Origin of the sequence: Labrys methylaminiphilus subsp. lupini, assembly GCF_051161885.1 — a bacterium.
Taxonomy (GTDB): Bacteria; Pseudomonadota; Alphaproteobacteria; order Rhizobiales; family Labraceae; genus Labrys.
Map to the genome: position 1 here is coordinate 4,752,262 of NZ_JBMDIH010000001.1, position 17,961 is coordinate 4,770,222.

A 17,961-nucleotide genomic window follows, 5' to 3' on the forward strand; every position below is an offset into this window, starting at 1 on the left:
AGCCCTCACCAAGACAGTCGAGACATGACATGAATTCCGGCAATCTCCGCGCAGCCGTGGCAAAGCCTGGCCAGATCCACGACAATCTCACCGATCTGATCGGCAACACGCCGCTGCTCGAGCTGCACAATTATGCCCGCAACCGCAATCTGTTCGGGCGGATCGTCGCCAAGATCGAGTTCTTCAATCCCGCCGGCAGCATCAAGGATCGTGTGGCCTGGGCCATCATCGCGGAGGCCGAGGTGGCCGGCCGGCTGCACCGCGGCGATCTCATCGTCGACGTGACTAGCGGCAATACCGGCATCGGCCTGGCCGCGGTGGCGGCCTCGCGGGGCTATCGGGCCAAGTTCTATGTCAGCGACAATATCAGCCAGGACAAGGTCAAGCTGCTGCGCCTCTACGGGGCGGAGATCGTCACGGTGAAGAACGAGTTCTTCCTCGACCCGGAGGCGATCGACAAGATCACGCAGCGCATCCGCGAGGAAAATCCCTCGGCCTTCTTCGCCGACCAACTCGCCAATCCCGCCAATCCGCGGGTCCATTTCGAGACGACGGGTCCGGAGATCTGGCGCGATACGGCCGGCAGCGTCGACATTCTTGTCGGCGGGGTCGGCACCGGCGGCACCACGGCCGGCGCCGGGCGCTTCCTCAAATCGAAGAAACCCAGCCTGAAAGTGGTGATCGCCGAGCCGGCCGAAGGATCTATTCCGACGGAGGAGAACCCCTATCCCGACGAGATCGATGGCGTACACAAGGTGAGCGAGGTGCCGCCAGAGCAACTGCCGAAGAATTTCGATACCGGGATCGCCGACGAGATCATCGCGCTGGGCACGGCGCAGGCGCGCCGGACGGCGCTGGAGCTGGTGGCGGAAGAAGGCATCTTCGCCGGCACTTCCTCAGGCGCCGTGCTCTGGGCTGCCACCCAATTGGCGGCCCGGGCGGAGAACGCCGGCAAGGTCATCGTCGCCCTCCTGCCCGATACGGGCGAGCGCTATCTCGGCTCTACCTGGTGGCCACTGGAGACGGCGCCCGGCGTGGAGCGGCCGAGCGCAGCAGAATAGCGAGCGCAAGATCGATCAGGCGTGCCCCGCCGTCACGCCGCCGGCCCGTGCATAGGCCTGCCTGGTGCGCTCCGTCGGGCGAACCGCGAGGCGCTCTGCCAGCAGCGCCCTGGCCAGATTGGTCCGCCCAGAGCGTTCGGCAGCGGCGATCAGGGTCTGCGTCACCAGATCGCGCTGGGCATGGCTGCCGCCGATGCGGATGACCTTGTAGCGCACCGGCAGGATCAGCTCGATGCTCCTTGCATAGTCGCCTTCGGCAAAGGCGAGGACGCCGTCGACGAGGCGGCGGCCGACATCGACCGTGATATCCCTGTTGTCGCCGATCCCGTCGCGGGCATAGGCGTCGAGCGAACGGCGCAGACGCTGCACCCCCTCGGCATTATCAGCCCTCGACACGGCAAGAGCGAGATGGAGGTCGTTGAACACCAGCACATGCTCGTCGACATGGCCGAGCCAGCTTTCGGCGAGGGGAGCCCAGCGCCCACCGACATCGGCACCAGCGAGTTCCAGGCGCCAGAGCAGGGCGGAGGCGTCGACGAGGTCGAGCAGGGATTCGCCCGTCAACCTCGGCGCGACGAAACGGTCATAGTCGCTCAGCACCTCGGCGAAGCGGCCTTCCTCGATGAGATAGAGGGCGAGGTGCCAGCCATTGTGGATGGAGAGGGCGTGGGCCTTGCTCCAGGCCGGGCGCGAGGCCTTGAGGAACTCGATGCCTTCGGCCTGGCGGCTTTCGGTTTCCAGCACATGGGCCACGGCGTGCACGGCCCAGCCATCCTCGGCATTGCGGGCGATGGCGGCGCGGCCGACCTCTTCGGCGTGGCGCAGCTCCCCGGCCTCTTCCAGGCCAAAGGCGTATTGGCCGAGGACATAGCCGTAATTGGCGCCCTGCGGATCCCAGGCCGGCAGCACCCGCGCGACGGAATCGCGAATGCTGAGCGAATGGCCGAGATAGAAATAGCTGTCATGGGCAAATCGCAGCGCCAGGGCGTCGACGGGATGGTCGATGAGGATGTCTTCCCAGATATTGGTGGCGACAACGATCTGGCCTGATGCCCAGGCCTGCGCCGCCTGGAGATGGCGGTTTTCGCGGGTACCGGCACCGCCGATCGAAGCCTGGGCCGCCGACAGCGCCGCGGTCACGGCGGGATGATCGCCGCGCAGGCCATTGAGCACCAGCAAGGAAGCGATCGCGCTGTGTCCCAGGGTGAAGGCCGGGTCGCGGTCGACTGCCTCCTGCAGCACGGCGACAGGGTCACCCTTCCAGGCATAGTAGTCGCTGACGGCCTGATCGAGAGCCTGTACCGAGGCCGGCGAGCCGGTGATCTCGAGTCCCTGAGCGTCCTTAGGCATGATGACGGTCGTCCTTCTTGGCTGCGACGGTTTCCTCTTCGACAGCGGCGAGAAAATTGGCGATGTCCTGAGCCGCCCGCGCAGGGCTTTCCCAATGCGGCGCATGGCCGATGGCAGGATAATGGATCGCGGTGAGATCGGGAATATGACGGGCGAGGCGGATCTGCGTGCCCTCGTCGAACACGCTGTCCTGCGCGCCCCAAAGTGCCAGGGCTGGCAAGTTGAGAGTCTGTCGTGGCGGTGCGCGTTCGTCGACGAGGCCGTCAAGAACCTTGCGCCAGGTCTCGGGTGCCAGCTTGAGGCTTTCCTCGACGAAAATGGCAAGCTGTGGGTCGGAGAGCTGCGCGAAGGTCGTGCCTTTCTGGAAAGCCTCGATGAAATCGCGCGGGATGGTCGACGACAGGCCAGCCAATTCGGTGCGCAGTTCGAGAAGGCCTGCATGGCCCGCCGCGTCGGGCGCGGCGCCGATCAGCACCAGGCTGTGAACAAGGTCGGTCCGGCGGGCTGCCACGCGTTGGGCGACGATGCTGCCAAGCGAATGGCCGGCAAGATGGACCGGCCCTCCCACCACCGCCTCGATGAAGTCGATGGCATCGCCTGCGAAGTCGGCAATGGCGTATTGCTCGGCGGCATCCGAGCCGCCATGCCCGCGCTGGTCCAAGACCAACAGGCGAAATTGCTGGCCAAGCCGGGCGAAGAGGGGTTCGAAACTGCGCCAGCTGTCGGTGTAGCCGTGCAGCAGCACGAGCGGAGGGCCATCGCTCCCCACCTCGACGAAATGGTGACGCAAGCCGTTGGGCAGTTCGACAGAGCGATTTCGAACACCCGGGAGGGGAGCGGTCGGCGCGGAAATCTGTGTCATCACCGCTCCGTGCGGTTGCCGGTGGAGAGGAGATCCTGTTCGAGCGCGGCCAGGGACGCGGGGCGTGCGACGCGCAGGACGAGGAACCAGATCACGCCAAGCGCCAGCAGGCCGAGGAAGATGTAGGGCAGGATCGAGAAGGGCCAGGCCGGAATGGGATAGACGCTGCCGGCCAGCGGGATCAGCAGCAAGACAATGGTGATGAGGCTCACCAGCCCGTGCCAAGGCCTGAACTCGCCGATACGGCTGAGAAAGAAGGGCACGCCGGCCGCGGCCAGAATATAGGCGAACAGGAAGCCGAAAGTGGCAACGCTGCCGAGCAGGCCGAAGGCATCGAGAAGGCCGTAGCCCGTCTGCGTGAGGGCCAGCGAGAGGGCGATGGCAACCACCGCCAGGATGGTGACCGCGACATGCGGGGTGGCATTGACTTTGTGGGCATTGCCGGCCGAGCCATGGAACAGGCCATGCCCGGAAAGGGCGTAGAGCACGCGGGCGCCGGCATTCAGGCTGCCCAGGGTGCAGGCAAAGAAGCTCAGCGCCACGCCGAGATCGATCAGGCTGCCGACCCAGCCCAGGTTAATGCCCTGGGCCGCGGTGGTCAGAGGAGCTTCGGCCTTGTCCAGTGTCACCGGCAGAGCGTGGAAGGCGCCGGTCAGGCCATAGGCGCTGACGATGAAGAGCAGCCCGATCGCCACTACGCTGACGATCACGGCGCGCGGAATGGCGCGATAGGGGTCGCGGGCTTCCGCCCCCAATGTCGTGGCGCTCTCGAAGCCGACGAAGCTGAAGAAGGCCAGCACCAGGCCGAGGCGCAACTGGTCGGCGCCGACGCCTTCCAGTGTGAATTGCGCGTTGTCTATGGCGGGTCCAACCCAGAAGATCGAACCCAGCACCACGACCAGGATCAGTGCGACGGTGGCCAGTTCGATGATCAGGGTTGTCCTCGTCGACAGACGGATGTCGCGATAGGCGAACCACCACGCGGCGACGATGACCAGGAGGCTGACGACGAGGGTAAGGGCCCCATCAGCCTCCTGAATGCCGAAGGTGTGGGCGAGTACGAGCAGGGAGGTCACTGCACCGCCGATCACGGCCGCCGCGGTAAAGAGATAGGCGATCAGCAGCGACCAGCCTGCGACGACGCCCCAGAAACCACCGAGGCCCTGGCCGGCGAAGACATAGAGTGCACCGGGATTGGCGGTGCGGCGGGCGAACTGGTTGATGTTCCAGGAAACGAACAGCAGGGCGATAGTGGCGAACAGATAAGCGAGCCATGTCCCGTTGCCGGCTACCCCGAAAACCACGGGAATGACCAGAGCCGGCGTGCCAGAGGGAGCGACCGTGCCGATCGACTGGGCGATCACTTCCGGTAGTGAAAGGCGGTTGCTGGCAAGGGAGCCCCTGCCTTCGAGGGGCGCGGCTTGGGCGCCCTCAGTCGTCACGCTGCTCATGGTCTTCCCCGCGTCGTCGGCGCGGACGGCCCGCACCGGCCGATTGTCAGCATCAGTGGCTTTTGAAGTTATGTCAATTAAATCTATAGACTTTATATAATAAAAAATTACAAGCCTTCCCGCGCATAGCAGGAGGCAATGCGAAAGCCTGCGAGCTTGGTCTAGTCGACCTGTCCGTTGCTGCGGGCATGGGCCTGGGTGATCTGGCTCCCGGGCGGCACGCTGCGGGTCAGCCAGACATTGCCGCCGATGGCCGAGCCGCGGCCGATGGTGATGCGGCCGAGTACGGTGGCGCCGGCATAGATGACGACGTCGTCCTCGACGATGGGATGGCGGGGGCTGCCCTTGACGAGCGCACCGTTCTCGTCGGTGGGAAAATGGCGGGCTCCCAGCGTCACGGCCTGGTAGAGACGCACGCGCTCGCCGATGACGGCGGTTTCGCCAACAACCACGCCGGTGCCGTGGTCGATGAAGAAACTGCCGCCGATCTCGGCGCCGGGATGGATGTCGATCCCTGTCTTCGAATGGGCGATGTCGGAGATCAGCCGGGCCAGGAACGTGGCGTCCAGGCCATGCAGGGCATGGGCGAGACGATGATAGATGATCGCCGTCATGCCGGGATAGCCAAGCAGGATCTCGGGGAAATTCGTCGCGGCGGGATCGCCGCGGAAGGCAGCGGTGAGGTCGCTGACCAGCACACCCCGAATGGCGGGCAACCGGCCGGCGAAAGTGCTGGTGATCGCCAGGGCCTGCTCGCGCAGGCTGTTCTCCGGCACGGAATCGTCGCGCGTGAAGGCAAGGCTGCGGCGCACCTGTTCGGTGAGCAGGATCAGGGCATTGTCGAGTGTCGAGCCGACGAAATAATCGATATTGCCGGCACCGATTTCCGACTGGCCGTAATGGCTGGGAAAGAGGGCGGCCTTCAGCCCGTCGAGAATGGTCGTCACCGTCTCGCGCGAAGGCGTGCGGCGGATGCGGCCCTGATGGCGGATATTGTGGGTGATCTCACGAGAGAGCCTGAGTTGCGCCACCAGGGCATCGAGATTCCAGCCCGGCGTGGGCGGCCGCGTGGCGGTCGATGCCTCTTCCTGCAAGGCGATGGCATGCTGTGCGATCTCGTTCATGGCACGGCCTCTTCTCGGCGGCAGGGGTCGGGAGAACCGGCGGAGATGCTCCGCCATGCATCGCCCCCGTCGTTCTAAATTTAATTATCTACTATTTCTATAGACAAATTGTAAATTTCAATCGAAGCTGTGTTCTCAAGATCGAACTCGCCACACGGAACGCCTCATGAGACCTGCCTTTGCCCCGTCGTTGCCCGCGATCCGCTTCCGTCCCGATACTGGGCCAGCCGGTCTTGCGCCAGCGACAGAGGCCGGCCGTGGCTAAGGCGCGCTATTGCCCCCGTACGGCCTATCTGCGCAGGCTGATCGAGCAGGGCCGCATCATCGCCGCCAAGCAGCAGGCGGGCGCGTGGCTGCGCGAAGCCTATGCCTCGCCGCAATTCCTCAGCCTGATCGCCGAACTGCTCGATCCCGCCAAGCCCGACCGTGACCGCCGCAACCGGCGGCCGCCGGCGCAATGGCTCGATATCGGCGAAGCCTTCGACGCCATACGCGAAGACGGTTTCACCCGCGACCAGACCATCCTGATCCTGTCCGACCGCTTCCACCGTTCGGCCAGCCTCATCGACAAGGCTCTCGACTTCTACCGGGACGCCCAGCGTCCCTACTCAGTTGCGCCGACGGCGCCAGCCCCGCTCGCCGACACCGTGGCCGGGGAAAGGGCCTGAAATGGCGAGGTTCGAGCCTATTTCACGCGTTGCTCGCGGGGTTTGCCAAAGCCACGTGACACGTCGGTTGTTAGCCCATTTGTCCGGAGCCTTGCCGGCCTCGATACAGGGCAAATCCAGATCTTCTTCCGCGCCATGAACCAGACAAGGAGCACCGTATGGCCGATGAACCCGCCGTTCGCCGAACATTGAACGAAGCGGCGGCAAGACAGCTTGCCAATGCCACCAAGACCAGGGCCCAGTGGTCCGGCATCACGCCGCGCTGGCTGGTTTCCTTCCTGCCCTGGACACCGGTGGAAGCCGGCATCTATCGCCTCAACCGGGTCAAGGAAGACCAGGGTGACATCAGCGCCGAAGTCGAGTGCTCGCCCCGCCGCGACCAGGATCCGGACCTGCCGGAGACCTTCGTCGACTATGAGGAGGCGCCGCGCGAATATTCGTTGAATGCCGTCACCACGGTGCTCGACGTGCAGACCCGCGTCTCCGATCTCTACAGCCATCCCTACGACCAGATCCAGGAACAGCTGCGGCTCCTCATCGAGAAGGTGAAGGAGAAGCAGGAGAACGAACTGGTCAACAACAAGGAATATGGGCTCCTGCCCAATGCGCAGGCCAGCCAGCGCATCAAGACCCGTACCGGCGCTCCCACGCCCGACGATCTGGACGAGCTGATCACCAAAGTCTGGAAGGAACCTTCCTTCTTCCTGGCCCATCCGCGCGCCATCGCCGCCTTCGGCCGCGAATGCACCCGCCGCGGCGTGCCGCCGCCGACCGTAACCTTGTTCGGCACGCCCTTCCTGACCTGGCGTGGCCTGCCGCTGGTGCCGAGCGACAAGCTGGAGGTCGACGCCAAGGGCAAGAGCAACATCCTGCTGCTGCGCACCGGCGAGAAGAAGCAAGGCGTCATCGGCCTGTTCCAGCCCGGCGTGCCCGGCGAGGTGCAGCCCAGCCTGTCGGTGCGCTTCATGGGCATCAACCGCAAGGCCATCGCCTCCTACCTGATCTCGCTCTACTGCTCATCGGCCATCCTCACCCATGATGCCCTGGCCGTGCTGGAAGGCGTCGAGGTCGGCAAATATCACGACTATCCCGACAAATATGTCTGATCGGGGCTGATGCCGACAGGCGAGCCTTTATCTCGGCCATACCGAGTATGGTGCGATCGGCCCTCTCCACGAAGTGGGGAGGGTGGCCCGACGAAGTCGGGTCGGGAGGGGTGTGGAGGGCAGCGTGACGCCATCTCCGAAGCTCGCGCGACCGTGGTGCCATCTCGTCAAATACACCGCGCTGCCCGCCACACCCCTCCCGACCCGACTTCGTCGGGCCACCTTCCCCAACCTCGTGGGGAAGGCAAGCCGCGCTTCTCTGGGCAGGGATAGGAGCCATTCCCTGCCATGACGACCGCCCTTTTTAAGGAGCTCCCGCTCGATGACATCAGGCCTTACCTCAAGCCCGACCTGGCCGGATCCGACGGTGCTGGCAGATCTCGCCAATGCCCTGTTCCAGGCACCCCCCGGCCAGGGCACCGTGCCGCTGGCGCCAACCGTGCCGGCGGTCCCGCCGAGCCCGACGCTGGCGCCGGCGCCTTCCATCACCACCAGCGTCGCCCCGCAGGTGCCGGCACGCCCGCCTGTCGGCCCGCCGGACCTGCCGCCCGTGACCATTCCCTCGATCGTGCCGACACCGACCATCCCGATCGCGCCTGCCACCGCTCCGCAGCCGCTATCGGGTGCGTCGGCAGTCCCCTCGGACGTGCCGCAGCCCGGTGGCTCGGCCGGTCCCTTCGTGCCCAGTGTGCCGACCCAGGTCGACTTCTCCGCCCTGCCGCCGGGTCTTGCAGAGTTTCTATCGCTGCTGCGTCCCGACGTGGCCGCCGCCGCACCTTTGCAGGCTCCGTCCACGGCCTCCGTTCCCGGCTCGATCGCCCAGCCGTCCGGGGATGGCTATTATTTCCTGCGCGACGGACAATCCCTCGCTCCCTCGCAACCGCCTGCGCCGCCTCTCGCCACCCCGCCAGCCGTTCCGGTGGCGCCACCGAGTCCGCAAATTCCGTCGGTCGCGCCGCAGGTGGGCTCGCCCGCCGTTCCGGCTGCCCCGCGCCTTCCTGATTTCAGTGCGATTTCCCTGGAACTGCGTCCCGACGCGGTGCCGGATCTCGCCCCATCGGGCCGTCCCTTCGATGCGCAATCGGTCAAGCGCGACTTCCCGATCCTGCAGACGCAGGTGCATGGCAAGCCATTGATCTGGCTCGACAATGCGGCAACCACTCAGAAGCCGCAGGCGGTGATCGACCGCCTCAGCCATTTCTACGAGCATGAGAATTCCAACATCCATCGCGCGGCCCATGCGCTGGCGGCGCGGGCAACCGACGCCTATGAGGGCGCGCGCGAAAAAGTGCGGCGCTTCCTCAATGCCGGCTCGACCCGCGACATCATCTTCGTGCGCGGCACCACCGAGGGCATCAACCTGATCGCGCAGGCCTTCGGACGCCGCCATGTCGGGGAAGGCGACGAGATCCTGGTCACCTGGCTGGAGCACCACGCCAATATCGTGCCCTGGCAGATGCTCGCCGCCGAGAAGGGCGCCAAGCTGCGTGTCGCGCCGGTCGACGACACAGGGCAGGTGATCCTCGAGGAATATGAGAAGCTCATCAATCCGCGTACGCGCATCGTCTCGATCACCCAGGTCTCCAATGCGCTCGGCACGGTGACGCCGACGCGGGAGATGGTCGCCATCGCCAAGCGCCACGGCGCCACGGTCGTTGTCGACGGTGCCCAGTCGGTCTCGCATATGCGCACCGACGTGCAGGCGCTCGATGCCGATTTCTTCGTGTTCTCCGGGCACAAGGTGTTCGGTCCGACCGGCATCGGCGTGGTGCACGGCAAGCCCGATGTGCTCGCCCATCTGCCGCCCTGGCAGGGCGGCGGCAACATGATCGCCGACGTCACCTTCGAGAAGACGATCTATCACGGCCCGCCCGAGCGCTTCGAGGCCGGCACCGGCAACATCGCCGACGCGGTAGGGCTCGGCGCGGCGCTCGACTATGTCGAGACGATCGGCATGGATGTGATCGGCCGCTATGAGCATGAACTCCTGGTCTACGCCACCGAGCATATGCTTAGCGTGCCCGGCCTCAAGCTGATCGGCACCGCCAAGGAAAAGGCGAGCGTGCTCTCCTTCGTGCTGGATGGCTGCCGGACCCAGGATGTCGGCGTGGCGCTCGATCGCGAGGGCATCGCGGTGCGCGCCGGCCATCACTGTGCCCAGCCGATCCTGCGCCGCTTCGGCCTGGAAAGCACGGTGCGGCCGTCGCTGGCCTTCTACAATACGTATGACGATGTCGATGCGCTGGTGGCGGCGCTGAGAAAGATCCAGAGCGGGCGGGGCTATCGCTGATCCTTGGAGCGCGGACTTCCAGTCCGCGCTCCAAAAACCTATTTGCCCAGCCAGATCGTGCCCGACGGATTGTCGACGGGAACGCCGACGGCATTGCCATATTCGGTCCAGGAGCCGTCATAGTTGCGGGCGTCATAGCCGAGGATGCGCTTGAGGGCGAACCAGCTATGGCTCGAGCGCTCGCCGATGCGGCAATAAGTGATGATCGGCCTGGTTCCGTCGATGCCCTTGGCGGCATAGATGCCGCGGATCTCCTCGACGGGCTTGTAGGTGCCGTCCTCGTTGACGATGGTGGCCCAGGGCACGTTCTCGGCGCCCGGTACGTGGCCGGCCCGGATCGCGAGTTCCTTCACGCCTTCGGGGGCGAAGATCTTGCCGGCATATTCGTCGGGCGAGCGGATGTCGACCAGCTGTCCGTCGACCTTGCCCTGGGCAAAGCCGAGCACGTCGGGAAGCCGGGCGCGCAGGGCTTCGTTGCGGTCCGGCAAAGTGAGCGCGGAGGCTGAAAGATCAGGCACGTCGGCGGTGAGGGCGAGGCCGCGGGCTTCCCAGAGCTTGCGCCCGCCGTCCACCAGCTTGGCGCGCTCGCCGAAGCCATAGACGTCAAGCACCCATACGCCCCAGGCGGCGAACCAATTGTTGTTGTCGCCATAGACGATCACGGTGGTGTCGTCCCCCACACCGGCCTTGCGCAGGGTGTCCTGCAGCTTCTCGCGCGAGGCGATATCGCGGTTGACGGTGTCGACCAGGTCCCGATGCCAGTCGAGATTGACTGCTCCGGGGATATGGCCGCGCTCATAGACGGTCGGATCGACGCTGACCTCGAAGATCCGCACCTTGGGATTGTCCAGATTTTCGAGAAGCCAGTCCGCCGTAACCAGGGATGTGGAAGCTGGTGTCGTCATCGCTTGCCTCGTTGCAGGAGTGTCCGGAAGGCGAGCTTAATTCATAAATACACTTAGTCCATAATTTTTATATAATAATCTTGACCAAGCTCTGTTCCCTGTCATTATTCAGCCATATCGCTCGAAAGACGCATCCTTTCCTTTGAATTCGGAGCAAGTGGCATGCGAAGCAAGATCGGACTTTTCGGCTTTACGGCCCTCGCTCTCGCCCTGCAGGCGCCTGCGGCATGGGCGGAAACGCCGCCGGGAATCGCCGTGGTGGCGCAATCCATCGACGACGTCACCAGCTTCGACCCGGCCGAGGCCTTCGAGTCGACGACGGGGCAGGTGGCCAACGCCCTCTATCAGCGCCTGGTACAAGCCGATCGCGATGCCAGCGCCAGCATCAAGCCGGCGTTGGCGTCGAGCTGGGAAGCGGGCAGCGATGGCAAGAGCCTGACCTTTACCTTGGCCAGGGACGCCAAATTCGCCTCCGGCAATCCCGTCCGGCCGGAAGACGTGATCTTCTCCCTCAGCCGCGCCGTGAAGCTCAACAAGGCACCCGCCTTTATCCTGAACGAACTCGGCTGGACCGCCGACAATGTCGAAGCTGCCATCAGCAAGGTCGATGACGGCAAAGTCAAGCTGACCTGGCAAGCTGATGTCGCTCCGTCCTTCGTGCTTGCCATCCTCACCGCCAACGTCGCCTCGGTTCTCGACGAAGCGGTGCTCGCGCCGCAAGCCAGCAATGGCGACTTCGGCAATGGCTGGCTCAAATCACATTCGGCCGGCAGCGGCGCCTTCAAGATCAACTCCTATACCGCGCATGAGGCGCTGGTGCTGGACGCCAACCCAGCTTCGCCTGGCGGCGCACCCAAACTGCAGGGGCTCATCTTCCGCAATGTCCCGGATCCGGCGGCCCGCCGCCTGCTGGTGGAGCAGGGTGACGTCGACATCGCCCGTGGCCTCGGCATCGACCAGGTCGAGACGCTCAGGGACAAGAGCCAGGTCAGCATTTATGCAACGCCTTCGGCGCGGCTCGAATATCTCCTGATCAACACCAAGGCCAATCCGACCCTCGGCAATCCGGCCTTCTGGAAGGCAGCGCGCTATCTCGTCGACTATGAGGGCATCGCCAAGAACCTGCTGCGCGGCCAGTATCGCGTGCACCAGGCTTTCCTGCCCGCCGGATTCCCGGGCGCCTTGGGCGATACCCCCTACAAGCTTGATGTCGAGAAGGCCAAGAAGATCCTGGCCGATGCCGGCATCGGCCCGACGAGAATCAGTTTCCCGGTCTTCAACGAGCCGCTCTTTCTCACCATCGCCCAATCCCTGCAGCAGAGCTTCGGCCAGGCCGGCCTCACGCTTGACATCCAGCCGGGTGTGAGCAGCGAGATCTTCGCCAAGGCACGCTCCGGGCAATATGAGGTGACCCTGCGCTATTGGGGCCCGGATTATTTCGACCCGCATTCCAATGCCGGCGCCTTCGCCGTCAATCGCGACAACAAGCGCAACACCGTCGCCAAGCAGGCCGGCTGGGTCATCCCCGAGCTCAGCGACGAGACGGCCGCGGCCGTCAAGGAGCAGGATCCGGCCAGGCGCATCGCCCTCTATGAGGAGTTGCAGCGCAAGATCCAGAAAAGCTCACCCTATGTCGTGATCCTGCAGGACAGCGACCAGATCGTGCTCGCCAAGGGCGTCACCGGCTATTTCCAGAGCCCCTATGGCGACGTGTTCTACGATCGCGTCGAGAAGCGCCCGGCGCCCGTGCGCGCCGACACGAACTGACAGGAGACCAGGCATGAGCCGCAGCCGCGACAAGTTGTTTCTGCTTGAACCCGGATTCGAGGATCCCAACTATCCAGGGCAGCGCTTTGTCTGCCCGCACAGCAACCAGATCGAAGGTGTGCTGGCGAGCTTTACCGAACTGGCCGGGCATCTCGACATCGAACGCGTGCCCTTCGCCCGGCCGCGCCGGGCGGTGATCGCCGAACTGGGCGAGGTCAACCAGTCCCTGCCAGCGCTGGTCCTGCGGGAGGGACCGGTTCCCGACGATGCGGAGCACTTCGGCGACGCTGCCTTCGTCAAGCCGACCCAGCGCATTCTCGAACTGCTGGCCGAGCGTCACGGCTTTCCGCGCCTGCATGGCTGACGGCGGCCGGGCGCCAAAGCGCCGTGTGGTTTGAATAGACCGCTTCAAATCGCAACGGCGCGTCGAAGCAATGAGACTCTTGGAAAGGAGGACATGGCCATGCGCTTGAGGCGGCGGGCTCTGGATCAGCTCTTGCAAGGGCGCCATGCTCACAAGGGAGGGCGCACGCTGGCGCAGCGCGCTCGCAACCTGACCACGATCGCAACGGCCTATTCCTGGGACGAATTGCTTGCCGAACGCGGCATCGGGCAGGTCACGGCCCTCGAGGTCGAGCGCTGGCTCGCCCTGAACGGGCTGCAATTGCGGCAGGCCGGCACCGGGTCGTTCCGGCACGGCTGAAGTTCACTGGGTTTGCGTCGAGGCCATGGCGGTATCCACCTGCCGGACTTGCCTGAGCGTGCGCGCCCAGCGGTGCAATTGGCCGATCAGGACATCCATGGCCTGACTGGTCTCGGAGCCGGGCACAAGGCGGCCATCGGCATCGGTCGCCCGCCAGGCATTGGCCAGGCTCACGCTATCGCGTAGGGCGATCGCATGCAGCTCGGCGAAGACCAGCCTCAATTGCTCGACCGCCCGTAGCCCCCCGGAAATGCCGCCATAGGAGACGAAGGCGATCGGCTTTTCCGCCCATTCGCGACTGGCCGCATCGATGATCAGCTTGGTGGCTGCCGTATAGCCATGATTGTATTCCGGCGTTACCAGGATGAAGCAATCGGCGTCGGCCAGCCGGCGGCGCAACGCCTGTCTCGTTGGGCAATCCTCCTGATGCAGCAGTGCCGCAAGGTCGATCTGCTGGGGATCGACGAGGTCGATGTCGAACATCCCTGATTGGGCGAGCCGCAGTTGCACCCAATGGCCCATGATATCGCAGAAGCGGCCGCGACGGCTGCTGCCATAGATCAGGCCGAGGCGGAACGGAGCCCGGCTCATGTTGGGCTCCCACAGTCTGCCAACTCAATGCGCAGAAAGCCGGAACACTTTGGGATTTTTGATGGTTCGGTACGTCGGTCGGTCGCTCGGTTTGTCATCGAACTCAGCCTCCATGCAAAGGATGAGTCCTTATACAAGTTCAAGTGAACTTGAGATCAAGCGGCAAATATGCTTTGATGGCGGGCATGGATCCGACCCTCACCATCAATCAGATTTCACGCCGATCGGGCGTCGCGGCGTCGGCTCTGCGCTATTACGAAGAGCGCGGCCTGATCCGGTCCGAACGCGCCGGTTCCGGGCATCGGCGCTTTGCGCGTTCGACGCTGCGGCGCATCGCTTTCATCGTCTTCGCCCAGCGTCTGGGCATGTCATTGGAGGAGATCGGGGAGGAGCTCGCCCGGCTGCCCACCGATCACGTGCCGGGGGGAGAGGATTGGGCACAATTATCCCAGCCCTGGACCGAGCGGATCGATGCCAGGATTGCCGAATTGCAGCGGCTGAAGAGCGGTCTTACGCGCTGCATCAGCTGCGGCTGCCTGTCGCTGGAATTCTGCCAGCTCGCCAATCCGGACGACCGCGCCGGCCGCCTTGGCCCCGGGCCTCGATATTGGGTGACGACGCGCAACAATTGAGGTCGCCGATCAGCGGGCATCGCCAGGGTACATCCCGCCGATACCCGCCTGATCACCAAGCAGCTTGGCTTTAGCCATTGTCCGGAAATGACGGATGCGCTGCCTTTGTCATGCCAGGGCTCGACCCGGGCATCCAGCGGCTCCGTCTTCGAGGCCAGGAAGCGAGCTGGATTGCCGGGTCAAGTCCGGCAATGACGAAAGTCGAGCCAAATCGATCTGTTTGTTGACGGACGAATCCTTACTCCATACCGAGGGCCTGGAGGTAGAGCTCCAGGATGGCGTCTTCCTCGGCGCGCTCGGCCGCTGGCTTTTTGCGCAGTGACACGATCTTGCGCAGGATGGCGGCGTCGAAGCCGTTGGCCTTGGCCTCGCCATAGACTTCCTTGATGTCGTCGGCGATCGCCTTCTTGTCCTCTTCGAGGCGCTCGATGCGCTCGATGATCGACTTGAGTTGGTCGGCGGCGACCGAGGTTGCGTCCGTCATTGCTTACTCCTGAGACAAATTTGGGGGCGGATGTGGCTGATAAAGCCGAGTCGGGTCAAGTCCCAGAGCGTCTTGCGATTTGGCGGAACTGCCGGGAATCGCAAAGGCGCTTCGAAAACAGCCTCTAGGGTTTCCGATAAAGGTTAGGGATTTGCTCACCTGTCTTGCGGAAGGCGTATCTGTTTCGGCATTCGCCTTCATCGATGCGAGGACTGGGCCTGGGTCCCGGTGCGCGATCCCCAATGTTCGATGCGCCGGACGGCGGGATCGATGATCAGGGGCGACAGGGCGCGGGCGATACGGTCGGCCCAATCCTGTGCTCCTTCCTGGGTGCCGATCAGGTCCTGGCGCAATTCGATCAAGGCATGGGGCAGGCCGCGCAGCGTGGCGTGCTGATAAAGCGTATCGCCTTCCAGGGCGCCATCATAGGGCTCGTTGTCGCCCACGACCAGGGCCGTGTCGCGCTTGAAGGCCTCGATCATCGGCCGGATGATGCGCGGATCGTTGTCCCAGAGCAGGGTGACGTGCCAGGGACGCGGCACGCCGCGCCAGACCGGCGTGAAGGAATGCACCGAAAACAGCACCGGTACGCTGCCGCTGGCGAGCTTCTCGTTCACGAGTTCGCCGATCGCCCGATGATAGGGGCGGTGGAAGCGTTCGATCCGCTGGGCGATCTCGGCGTGGTCGGCACGGGCATTGCCAGGTATCAGCGCGCCATCGGACAGGCGCATCACCAAAGTGGGATCATCCGCGCCGCGATTGGGGTCGATCAGCAGGCGCGAGAAGCGTGTGAGCAAGGCAGGAGCCCGAAGTCGCGCTGACAAGGCGAGCGTAACAGCCCGCGCCCCGATGTCGTAGCCGATATGGCGCTCGAGCTGGGCCGGCGGCAGCCCCAACGTGCCATATTCGGCGGGCAGGGCGTTGGAGGCGTGGTCGCACAGCAGGATGAGACCGGAGTCGGGCTGGCCATCCAGCCTTTCGATAGGTGAGAAATCGGACTGCAAGGGGGATACTGACATTGTGGTATCGAAGCGGGCAGCATAAAGACGAGCGGAGGCCGGCGCCACAGCCAATGCGACGTCCCGCTTCGGACTTTCGCAATGCAGGCGCACGAAAGCGTTTTACAGAAAAGTCGATGGACTTTTCTATTAAAAATAGCGTCAAAACAAAGAGTTAGAAAAACCACCATTCGAAGAAACTGCGCTTTGTTCGAATGACCTGCCAGGAAACATTTCCGATGAGCTCTGCAGCCCAATCCGCGGCACCGGCGCCAAGCGCCTTCTGGCCTGCTTTCGCCGCGCTGATCGCCGGTGCCATGGCGATGGGCATCTCGCCGATCCTGGTGCGGCTGACGGATGTCGGGCCCTTCGCCAGCGCCTTCTACCGGGTGCTGCTGGCGCTGCCGGTGCTCTATGCCTGGATGCGCCTGGAAGAAAGCAAGGCCGATACGCCCGACGCCGGCCCGGCCTTTTCCTTGCCGGTGATCGCCACCGGCGTGTTTTTTGCCGGCGACCTCTTCTTCTGGCACCTCGCCATTACCAATACCACGGTAGCCAATGCCACTTTCTTCGCCACCATGGCGCCCCTGTGGGTGGTGATCCTGGGATGGCTGGTCTACCGGCGCAAGGCGAGCCGCGCCGCCCTGATTGGCCTCGGCCTGTGCCTGCTGGGCGGGCTGGCGCTGGTCGCCCAGTCTCTCGGCTTTGCTCCGGGCCATCTCGTCGGCGACGGCTTTGCCGGGGTGACGGGAATCTTCTTCGGCGCCTATTTCCTGGCGGTGGAGAAAGCAAGGCTGCGCCACCGCGCCGCGCGGCTCACCTTCTACATGTCGGTGGTGACGGTGGCGATCCTGGCCGTGGCAGCGCTATGGGCGACCCAGAGTCTGGGCCAGCGCTTCCTGCCGGCCGGAGCGACGGGCTGGCTCGTGCTGATCGCCCTGGCCTGGGTCAGCCATGCCGGCGGACAGGGCCTGCTGTCGGTCGCGCTCGGCTCGCTGCCGGTGGTGTTCTCCTCGCTGGTGATCTTCCTGGAGGCGGTGGCCGCCGCAGCGCTTGGCTGGGTGATCCTGGACGAACCGGTCTCGCTTCTGCAGGGGCTCGGCGGCCTGGTCATCATCACCGGCATCTGGGTCTCGCGTCCGCGGCCGGCCTGAGACAAGGGTGAAAGGTTGAGGATATCGGCAAAGACAATCGGGGTTTACACTCTCCAGAGCAAAGCGCGTTCGGACCTGAACGCGCTTTGCTCTGGCGCCTTGTTTCGACCCGCCTTTGTGATTCCTGGCGATTTTGTTAAATCGCAAAACGCTTTGCTGCCTTCCTTGCGCCCGAACGAAACGGTATCAAGAAGGCCCTCAAGGTCGAATCGTTCCGGATGATCTCTTCCTCTCTTCGCCTCCCGCTCGCCGCGACCGTGATCTGCGTGGCGCCGCTGCTCGCCGCCAGCCCGGCCAAGGCCGATTTTCGCCTGTGCAACAACACCTCGAGCCGGGTGGGTGTCGCCGTCGGCTATCGCGACAAGCAGGGCTGGCTCACCGAGGGCTGGTGGAACGTCGCGGCGCGCAGCTGCGAGTCCATCCTGAAGGGCCCGCTGGCGGCACGATTCTACTATGTCTATGCGGTCGACTACGACCAGGGCGGGGAATGGAGCGGCAACGCCTTCATGTGCTCGCGCGACAAGGAATTCACCATTCGCGGTTTCGAGAACTGCCTGGCGCGCGGCTATAACCGCACCGGCTATTTCGAGATCGACACCAGCGAGCAGAAAGCCTGGACGGTCCAGCTTTCCGAGCAGGCCCAGAATGGGGCAAAGCCCAAGTCGAACGCCCCGTCCGACACGCCCCCAGCCCAGGGGCCTTCGGCGCCCAATGCGCCAGCACCCGCGGTTCCGCCAGCCTCCGGTGCGGCGCCCACGCCAGCCAATCCGCCGGTCGTGACCACGCCGCCGGTGGTCTCGCCTGCGACGCCGTCG

The 17,961-nt window shown here is 64.5% G+C and carries 17 protein-coding genes and 1 pseudogene; 10 read left to right on the top strand and 8 right to left on the bottom strand.

Annotated features, from left to right (window positions below; genetic code table 11):
• Positions 1-29: 29 nt before the first annotated feature.
• Entirely contained in the window at positions 30-1,061 is a 1,032-nt protein-coding gene (locus ACN6KF_RS22325) for a PLP-dependent cysteine synthase family protein (RefSeq protein ID WP_434958960.1), read from the top strand.
• A 15-nt stretch (positions 1,062-1,076) separates the two neighbouring features.
• Here ACN6KF_RS22325 and ACN6KF_RS22330 read toward each other — a convergent pair whose 3' ends face one another.
• The 4 genes from ACN6KF_RS22330 to epsC all read right to left on the bottom strand — a co-directional run bounded on the left by ACN6KF_RS22330 (position 1,077) and on the right by epsC (position 5,848).
• Positions 1,077-2,411, bottom strand: a complete 1,335-nt coding sequence (locus ACN6KF_RS22330; RefSeq protein ID WP_434958961.1) for a tetratricopeptide repeat protein — start codon at positions 2,409-2,411, stop codon at positions 1,077-1,079.
• Positions 2,404-3,273, bottom strand: coding sequence for an alpha/beta fold hydrolase (locus ACN6KF_RS22335; protein WP_434958962.1), 870 nt, complete (start codon positions 3,271-3,273; stop codon positions 2,404-2,406). The genes ACN6KF_RS22330 and ACN6KF_RS22335 overlap by 8 nt, the downstream gene beginning before the upstream one ends.
• The gene (locus ACN6KF_RS22340; protein ID WP_434958963.1) at positions 3,273-4,724 is read right to left on the bottom strand and encodes an APC family permease; all 1,452 of its coding nucleotides are present in this window, start codon (positions 4,722-4,724) and stop codon (positions 3,273-3,275) included. Before ACN6KF_RS22340 ends, ACN6KF_RS22335 begins: the two co-directional genes overlap by 1 nt.
• Positions 4,725-4,885: 161 nt before the next feature.
• The gene (gene epsC / locus ACN6KF_RS22345; RefSeq protein WP_434958964.1) at positions 4,886-5,848 is read right to left on the bottom strand and encodes a serine O-acetyltransferase EpsC; all 963 of its coding nucleotides are present in this window, start codon (positions 5,846-5,848) and stop codon (positions 4,886-4,888) included.
• Between the two features lie 257 nt (positions 5,849-6,105).
• Between epsC and ACN6KF_RS22350 the strand changes: the two genes are divergently transcribed.
• The 3 genes from ACN6KF_RS22350 (at position 6,106) to ACN6KF_RS22360 (ending at position 9,912) form a co-directional block, all read left to right on the top strand.
• Positions 6,106-6,516 (top strand): hypothetical protein, encoded by a 411-nt coding sequence (locus ACN6KF_RS22350; RefSeq protein ID WP_434958965.1) that lies wholly within the window; start codon positions 6,106-6,108, stop codon positions 6,514-6,516.
• A gap of 158 nt (positions 6,517-6,674) precedes the next feature.
• A complete protein-coding gene (locus ACN6KF_RS22355; protein ID WP_434958966.1) occupies positions 6,675-7,622 on the top strand; it encodes a family 2A encapsulin nanocompartment shell protein in 948 nt (315 codons plus the stop codon).
• Positions 7,623-7,944: 322 nt separating this feature from the next.
• Positions 7,945-9,912: a family 2A encapsulin nanocompartment cargo protein cysteine desulfurase gene (locus ACN6KF_RS22360; protein ID WP_434958967.1), complete on the top strand. Its 1,968-nt coding sequence runs from the start codon at positions 7,945-7,947 to the stop codon at positions 9,910-9,912.
• A 38-nt stretch (positions 9,913-9,950) separates the two neighbouring features.
• Here ACN6KF_RS22360 and ACN6KF_RS22365 read toward each other — a convergent pair whose 3' ends face one another.
• Entirely contained in the window at positions 9,951-10,817 is an 867-nt protein-coding gene (locus tag ACN6KF_RS22365; RefSeq protein ID WP_434958968.1) for a sulfurtransferase, read from the bottom strand.
• 162 nt (positions 10,818-10,979) lie between these two features.
• Here ACN6KF_RS22365 and ACN6KF_RS22370 point away from each other — a divergent pair, with 162 nt between their 5' ends.
• The 3 genes from ACN6KF_RS22370 (at position 10,980) to ACN6KF_RS22380 (ending at position 13,287) form a co-directional block, all read left to right on the top strand.
• Complete coding sequence (locus tag ACN6KF_RS22370) at positions 10,980-12,584, top strand: ABC transporter substrate-binding protein (protein WP_434958969.1); 1,605 nt, start codon at positions 10,980-10,982, stop codon at positions 12,582-12,584.
• A gap of 13 nt (positions 12,585-12,597) precedes the next feature.
• Complete coding sequence (locus ACN6KF_RS22375; protein ID WP_434958970.1) at positions 12,598-12,948, top strand: DUF3088 domain-containing protein; 351 nt, start codon at positions 12,598-12,600, stop codon at positions 12,946-12,948.
• Between the two features lie 93 nt (positions 12,949-13,041).
• Positions 13,042-13,287 (top strand): hypothetical protein, encoded by a 246-nt coding sequence (locus ACN6KF_RS22380; protein ID WP_434958971.1) that lies wholly within the window; start codon positions 13,042-13,044, stop codon positions 13,285-13,287.
• Between the two features lie 3 nt (positions 13,288-13,290).
• Here ACN6KF_RS22380 and ACN6KF_RS22385 read toward each other — a convergent pair whose 3' ends face one another.
• Positions 13,291-13,878 (bottom strand): NADPH-dependent FMN reductase, encoded by a 588-nt coding sequence (locus ACN6KF_RS22385; RefSeq protein ID WP_434958972.1) that lies wholly within the window; start codon positions 13,876-13,878, stop codon positions 13,291-13,293.
• 185 nt (positions 13,879-14,063) lie between these two features.
• Here ACN6KF_RS22385 and soxR point away from each other — a divergent pair, with 185 nt between their 5' ends.
• Positions 14,064-14,510 (top strand): redox-sensitive transcriptional activator SoxR, encoded by a 447-nt coding sequence (gene soxR / locus ACN6KF_RS22390; protein WP_434958973.1) that lies wholly within the window; start codon positions 14,064-14,066, stop codon positions 14,508-14,510.
• Positions 14,511-14,748: 238 nt separating this feature from the next.
• Here the strand turns inward: soxR and ACN6KF_RS22395 are convergent, their stop codons facing one another.
• Both ACN6KF_RS22395 and ACN6KF_RS22400 read right to left on the bottom strand, forming a co-directional pair.
• Complete coding sequence (locus ACN6KF_RS22395) at positions 14,749-14,994, bottom strand: DUF2312 domain-containing protein (RefSeq protein WP_149252861.1); 246 nt, start codon at positions 14,992-14,994, stop codon at positions 14,749-14,751.
• Positions 14,995-15,191: 197 nt separating this feature from the next.
• A complete protein-coding gene (locus tag ACN6KF_RS22400) occupies positions 15,192-16,013 on the bottom strand; it encodes an N-formylglutamate amidohydrolase (protein WP_434958974.1) in 822 nt (273 codons plus the stop codon).
• 218 nt (positions 16,014-16,231) lie between these two features.
• Between ACN6KF_RS22400 and ACN6KF_RS22405 the strand changes: the two genes are divergently transcribed.
• Together ACN6KF_RS22405 and ACN6KF_RS22410 are read left to right on the top strand one after the other, a co-directional pair.
• Positions 16,232-17,146, top strand: coding sequence for a DMT family transporter (locus ACN6KF_RS22405; protein WP_434958975.1), 915 nt, complete (start codon positions 16,232-16,234; stop codon positions 17,144-17,146).
• A gap of 218 nt (positions 17,147-17,364) precedes the next feature.
• Positions 17,365-17,919, top strand: a pseudogene (locus ACN6KF_RS22410) (DUF1036 domain-containing protein); the annotation flags it as partial.
• Between the last annotated feature and the right edge of the window lie 42 nt (positions 17,920-17,961).

Bases quoted from the DNA above. Each gene is read 5' to 3' on its own strand.
- ACN6KF_RS22325 (WP_434958960.1), top strand. From the start codon at position 30: ATGAATTCCGGCAATCTCCGCGCAGCCGTGGCAAAGCCTGGCCAGATC.
- ACN6KF_RS22330 (WP_434958961.1), bottom strand. From the start codon at position 2,411: ATGCCTAAGGACGCTCAGGGACTCGAGATCACCGGCTCGCCGGCCTCG.
- ACN6KF_RS22335 (WP_434958962.1), bottom strand. From the start codon at position 3,273: ATGACACAGATTTCCGCGCCGACCGCTCCCCTCCCGGGTGTTCGAAAT.
- ACN6KF_RS22340 (WP_434958963.1), bottom strand. From the start codon at position 4,724: ATGAGCAGCGTGACGACTGAGGGCGCCCAAGCCGCGCCCCTCGAAGGC.
- epsC (WP_434958964.1), bottom strand. From the start codon at position 5,848: ATGAACGAGATCGCACAGCATGCCATCGCCTTGCAGGAAGAGGCATCG.
- ACN6KF_RS22355 (WP_434958966.1), top strand. From the start codon at position 6,675: ATGGCCGATGAACCCGCCGTTCGCCGAACATTGAACGAAGCGGCGGCA.
- ACN6KF_RS22360 (WP_434958967.1), top strand. From the start codon at position 7,945: ATGACATCAGGCCTTACCTCAAGCCCGACCTGGCCGGATCCGACGGTG.
- ACN6KF_RS22365 (WP_434958968.1), bottom strand. From the start codon at position 10,817: ATGACGACACCAGCTTCCACATCCCTGGTTACGGCGGACTGGCTTCTC.
- ACN6KF_RS22370 (WP_434958969.1), top strand. From the start codon at position 10,980: ATGCGAAGCAAGATCGGACTTTTCGGCTTTACGGCCCTCGCTCTCGCC.
- ACN6KF_RS22375 (WP_434958970.1), top strand. From the start codon at position 12,598: ATGAGCCGCAGCCGCGACAAGTTGTTTCTGCTTGAACCCGGATTCGAG.
- ACN6KF_RS22380 (WP_434958971.1), top strand. From the start codon at position 13,042: ATGGCCATGCGCTTGAGGCGGCGGGCTCTGGATCAGCTCTTGCAAGGG.
- ACN6KF_RS22385 (WP_434958972.1), bottom strand. From the start codon at position 13,878: ATGAGCCGGGCTCCGTTCCGCCTCGGCCTGATCTATGGCAGCAGCCGT.
- soxR (WP_434958973.1), top strand. From the start codon at position 14,064: ATGGATCCGACCCTCACCATCAATCAGATTTCACGCCGATCGGGCGTC.
- ACN6KF_RS22395 (WP_149252861.1), bottom strand. From the start codon at position 14,994: ATGACGGACGCAACCTCGGTCGCCGCCGACCAACTCAAGTCGATCATC.
- ACN6KF_RS22400 (WP_434958974.1), bottom strand. From the start codon at position 16,013: ATGTCAGTATCCCCCTTGCAGTCCGATTTCTCACCTATCGAAAGGCTG.
- ACN6KF_RS22405 (WP_434958975.1), top strand. From the start codon at position 16,232: ATGAGCTCTGCAGCCCAATCCGCGGCACCGGCGCCAAGCGCCTTCTGG.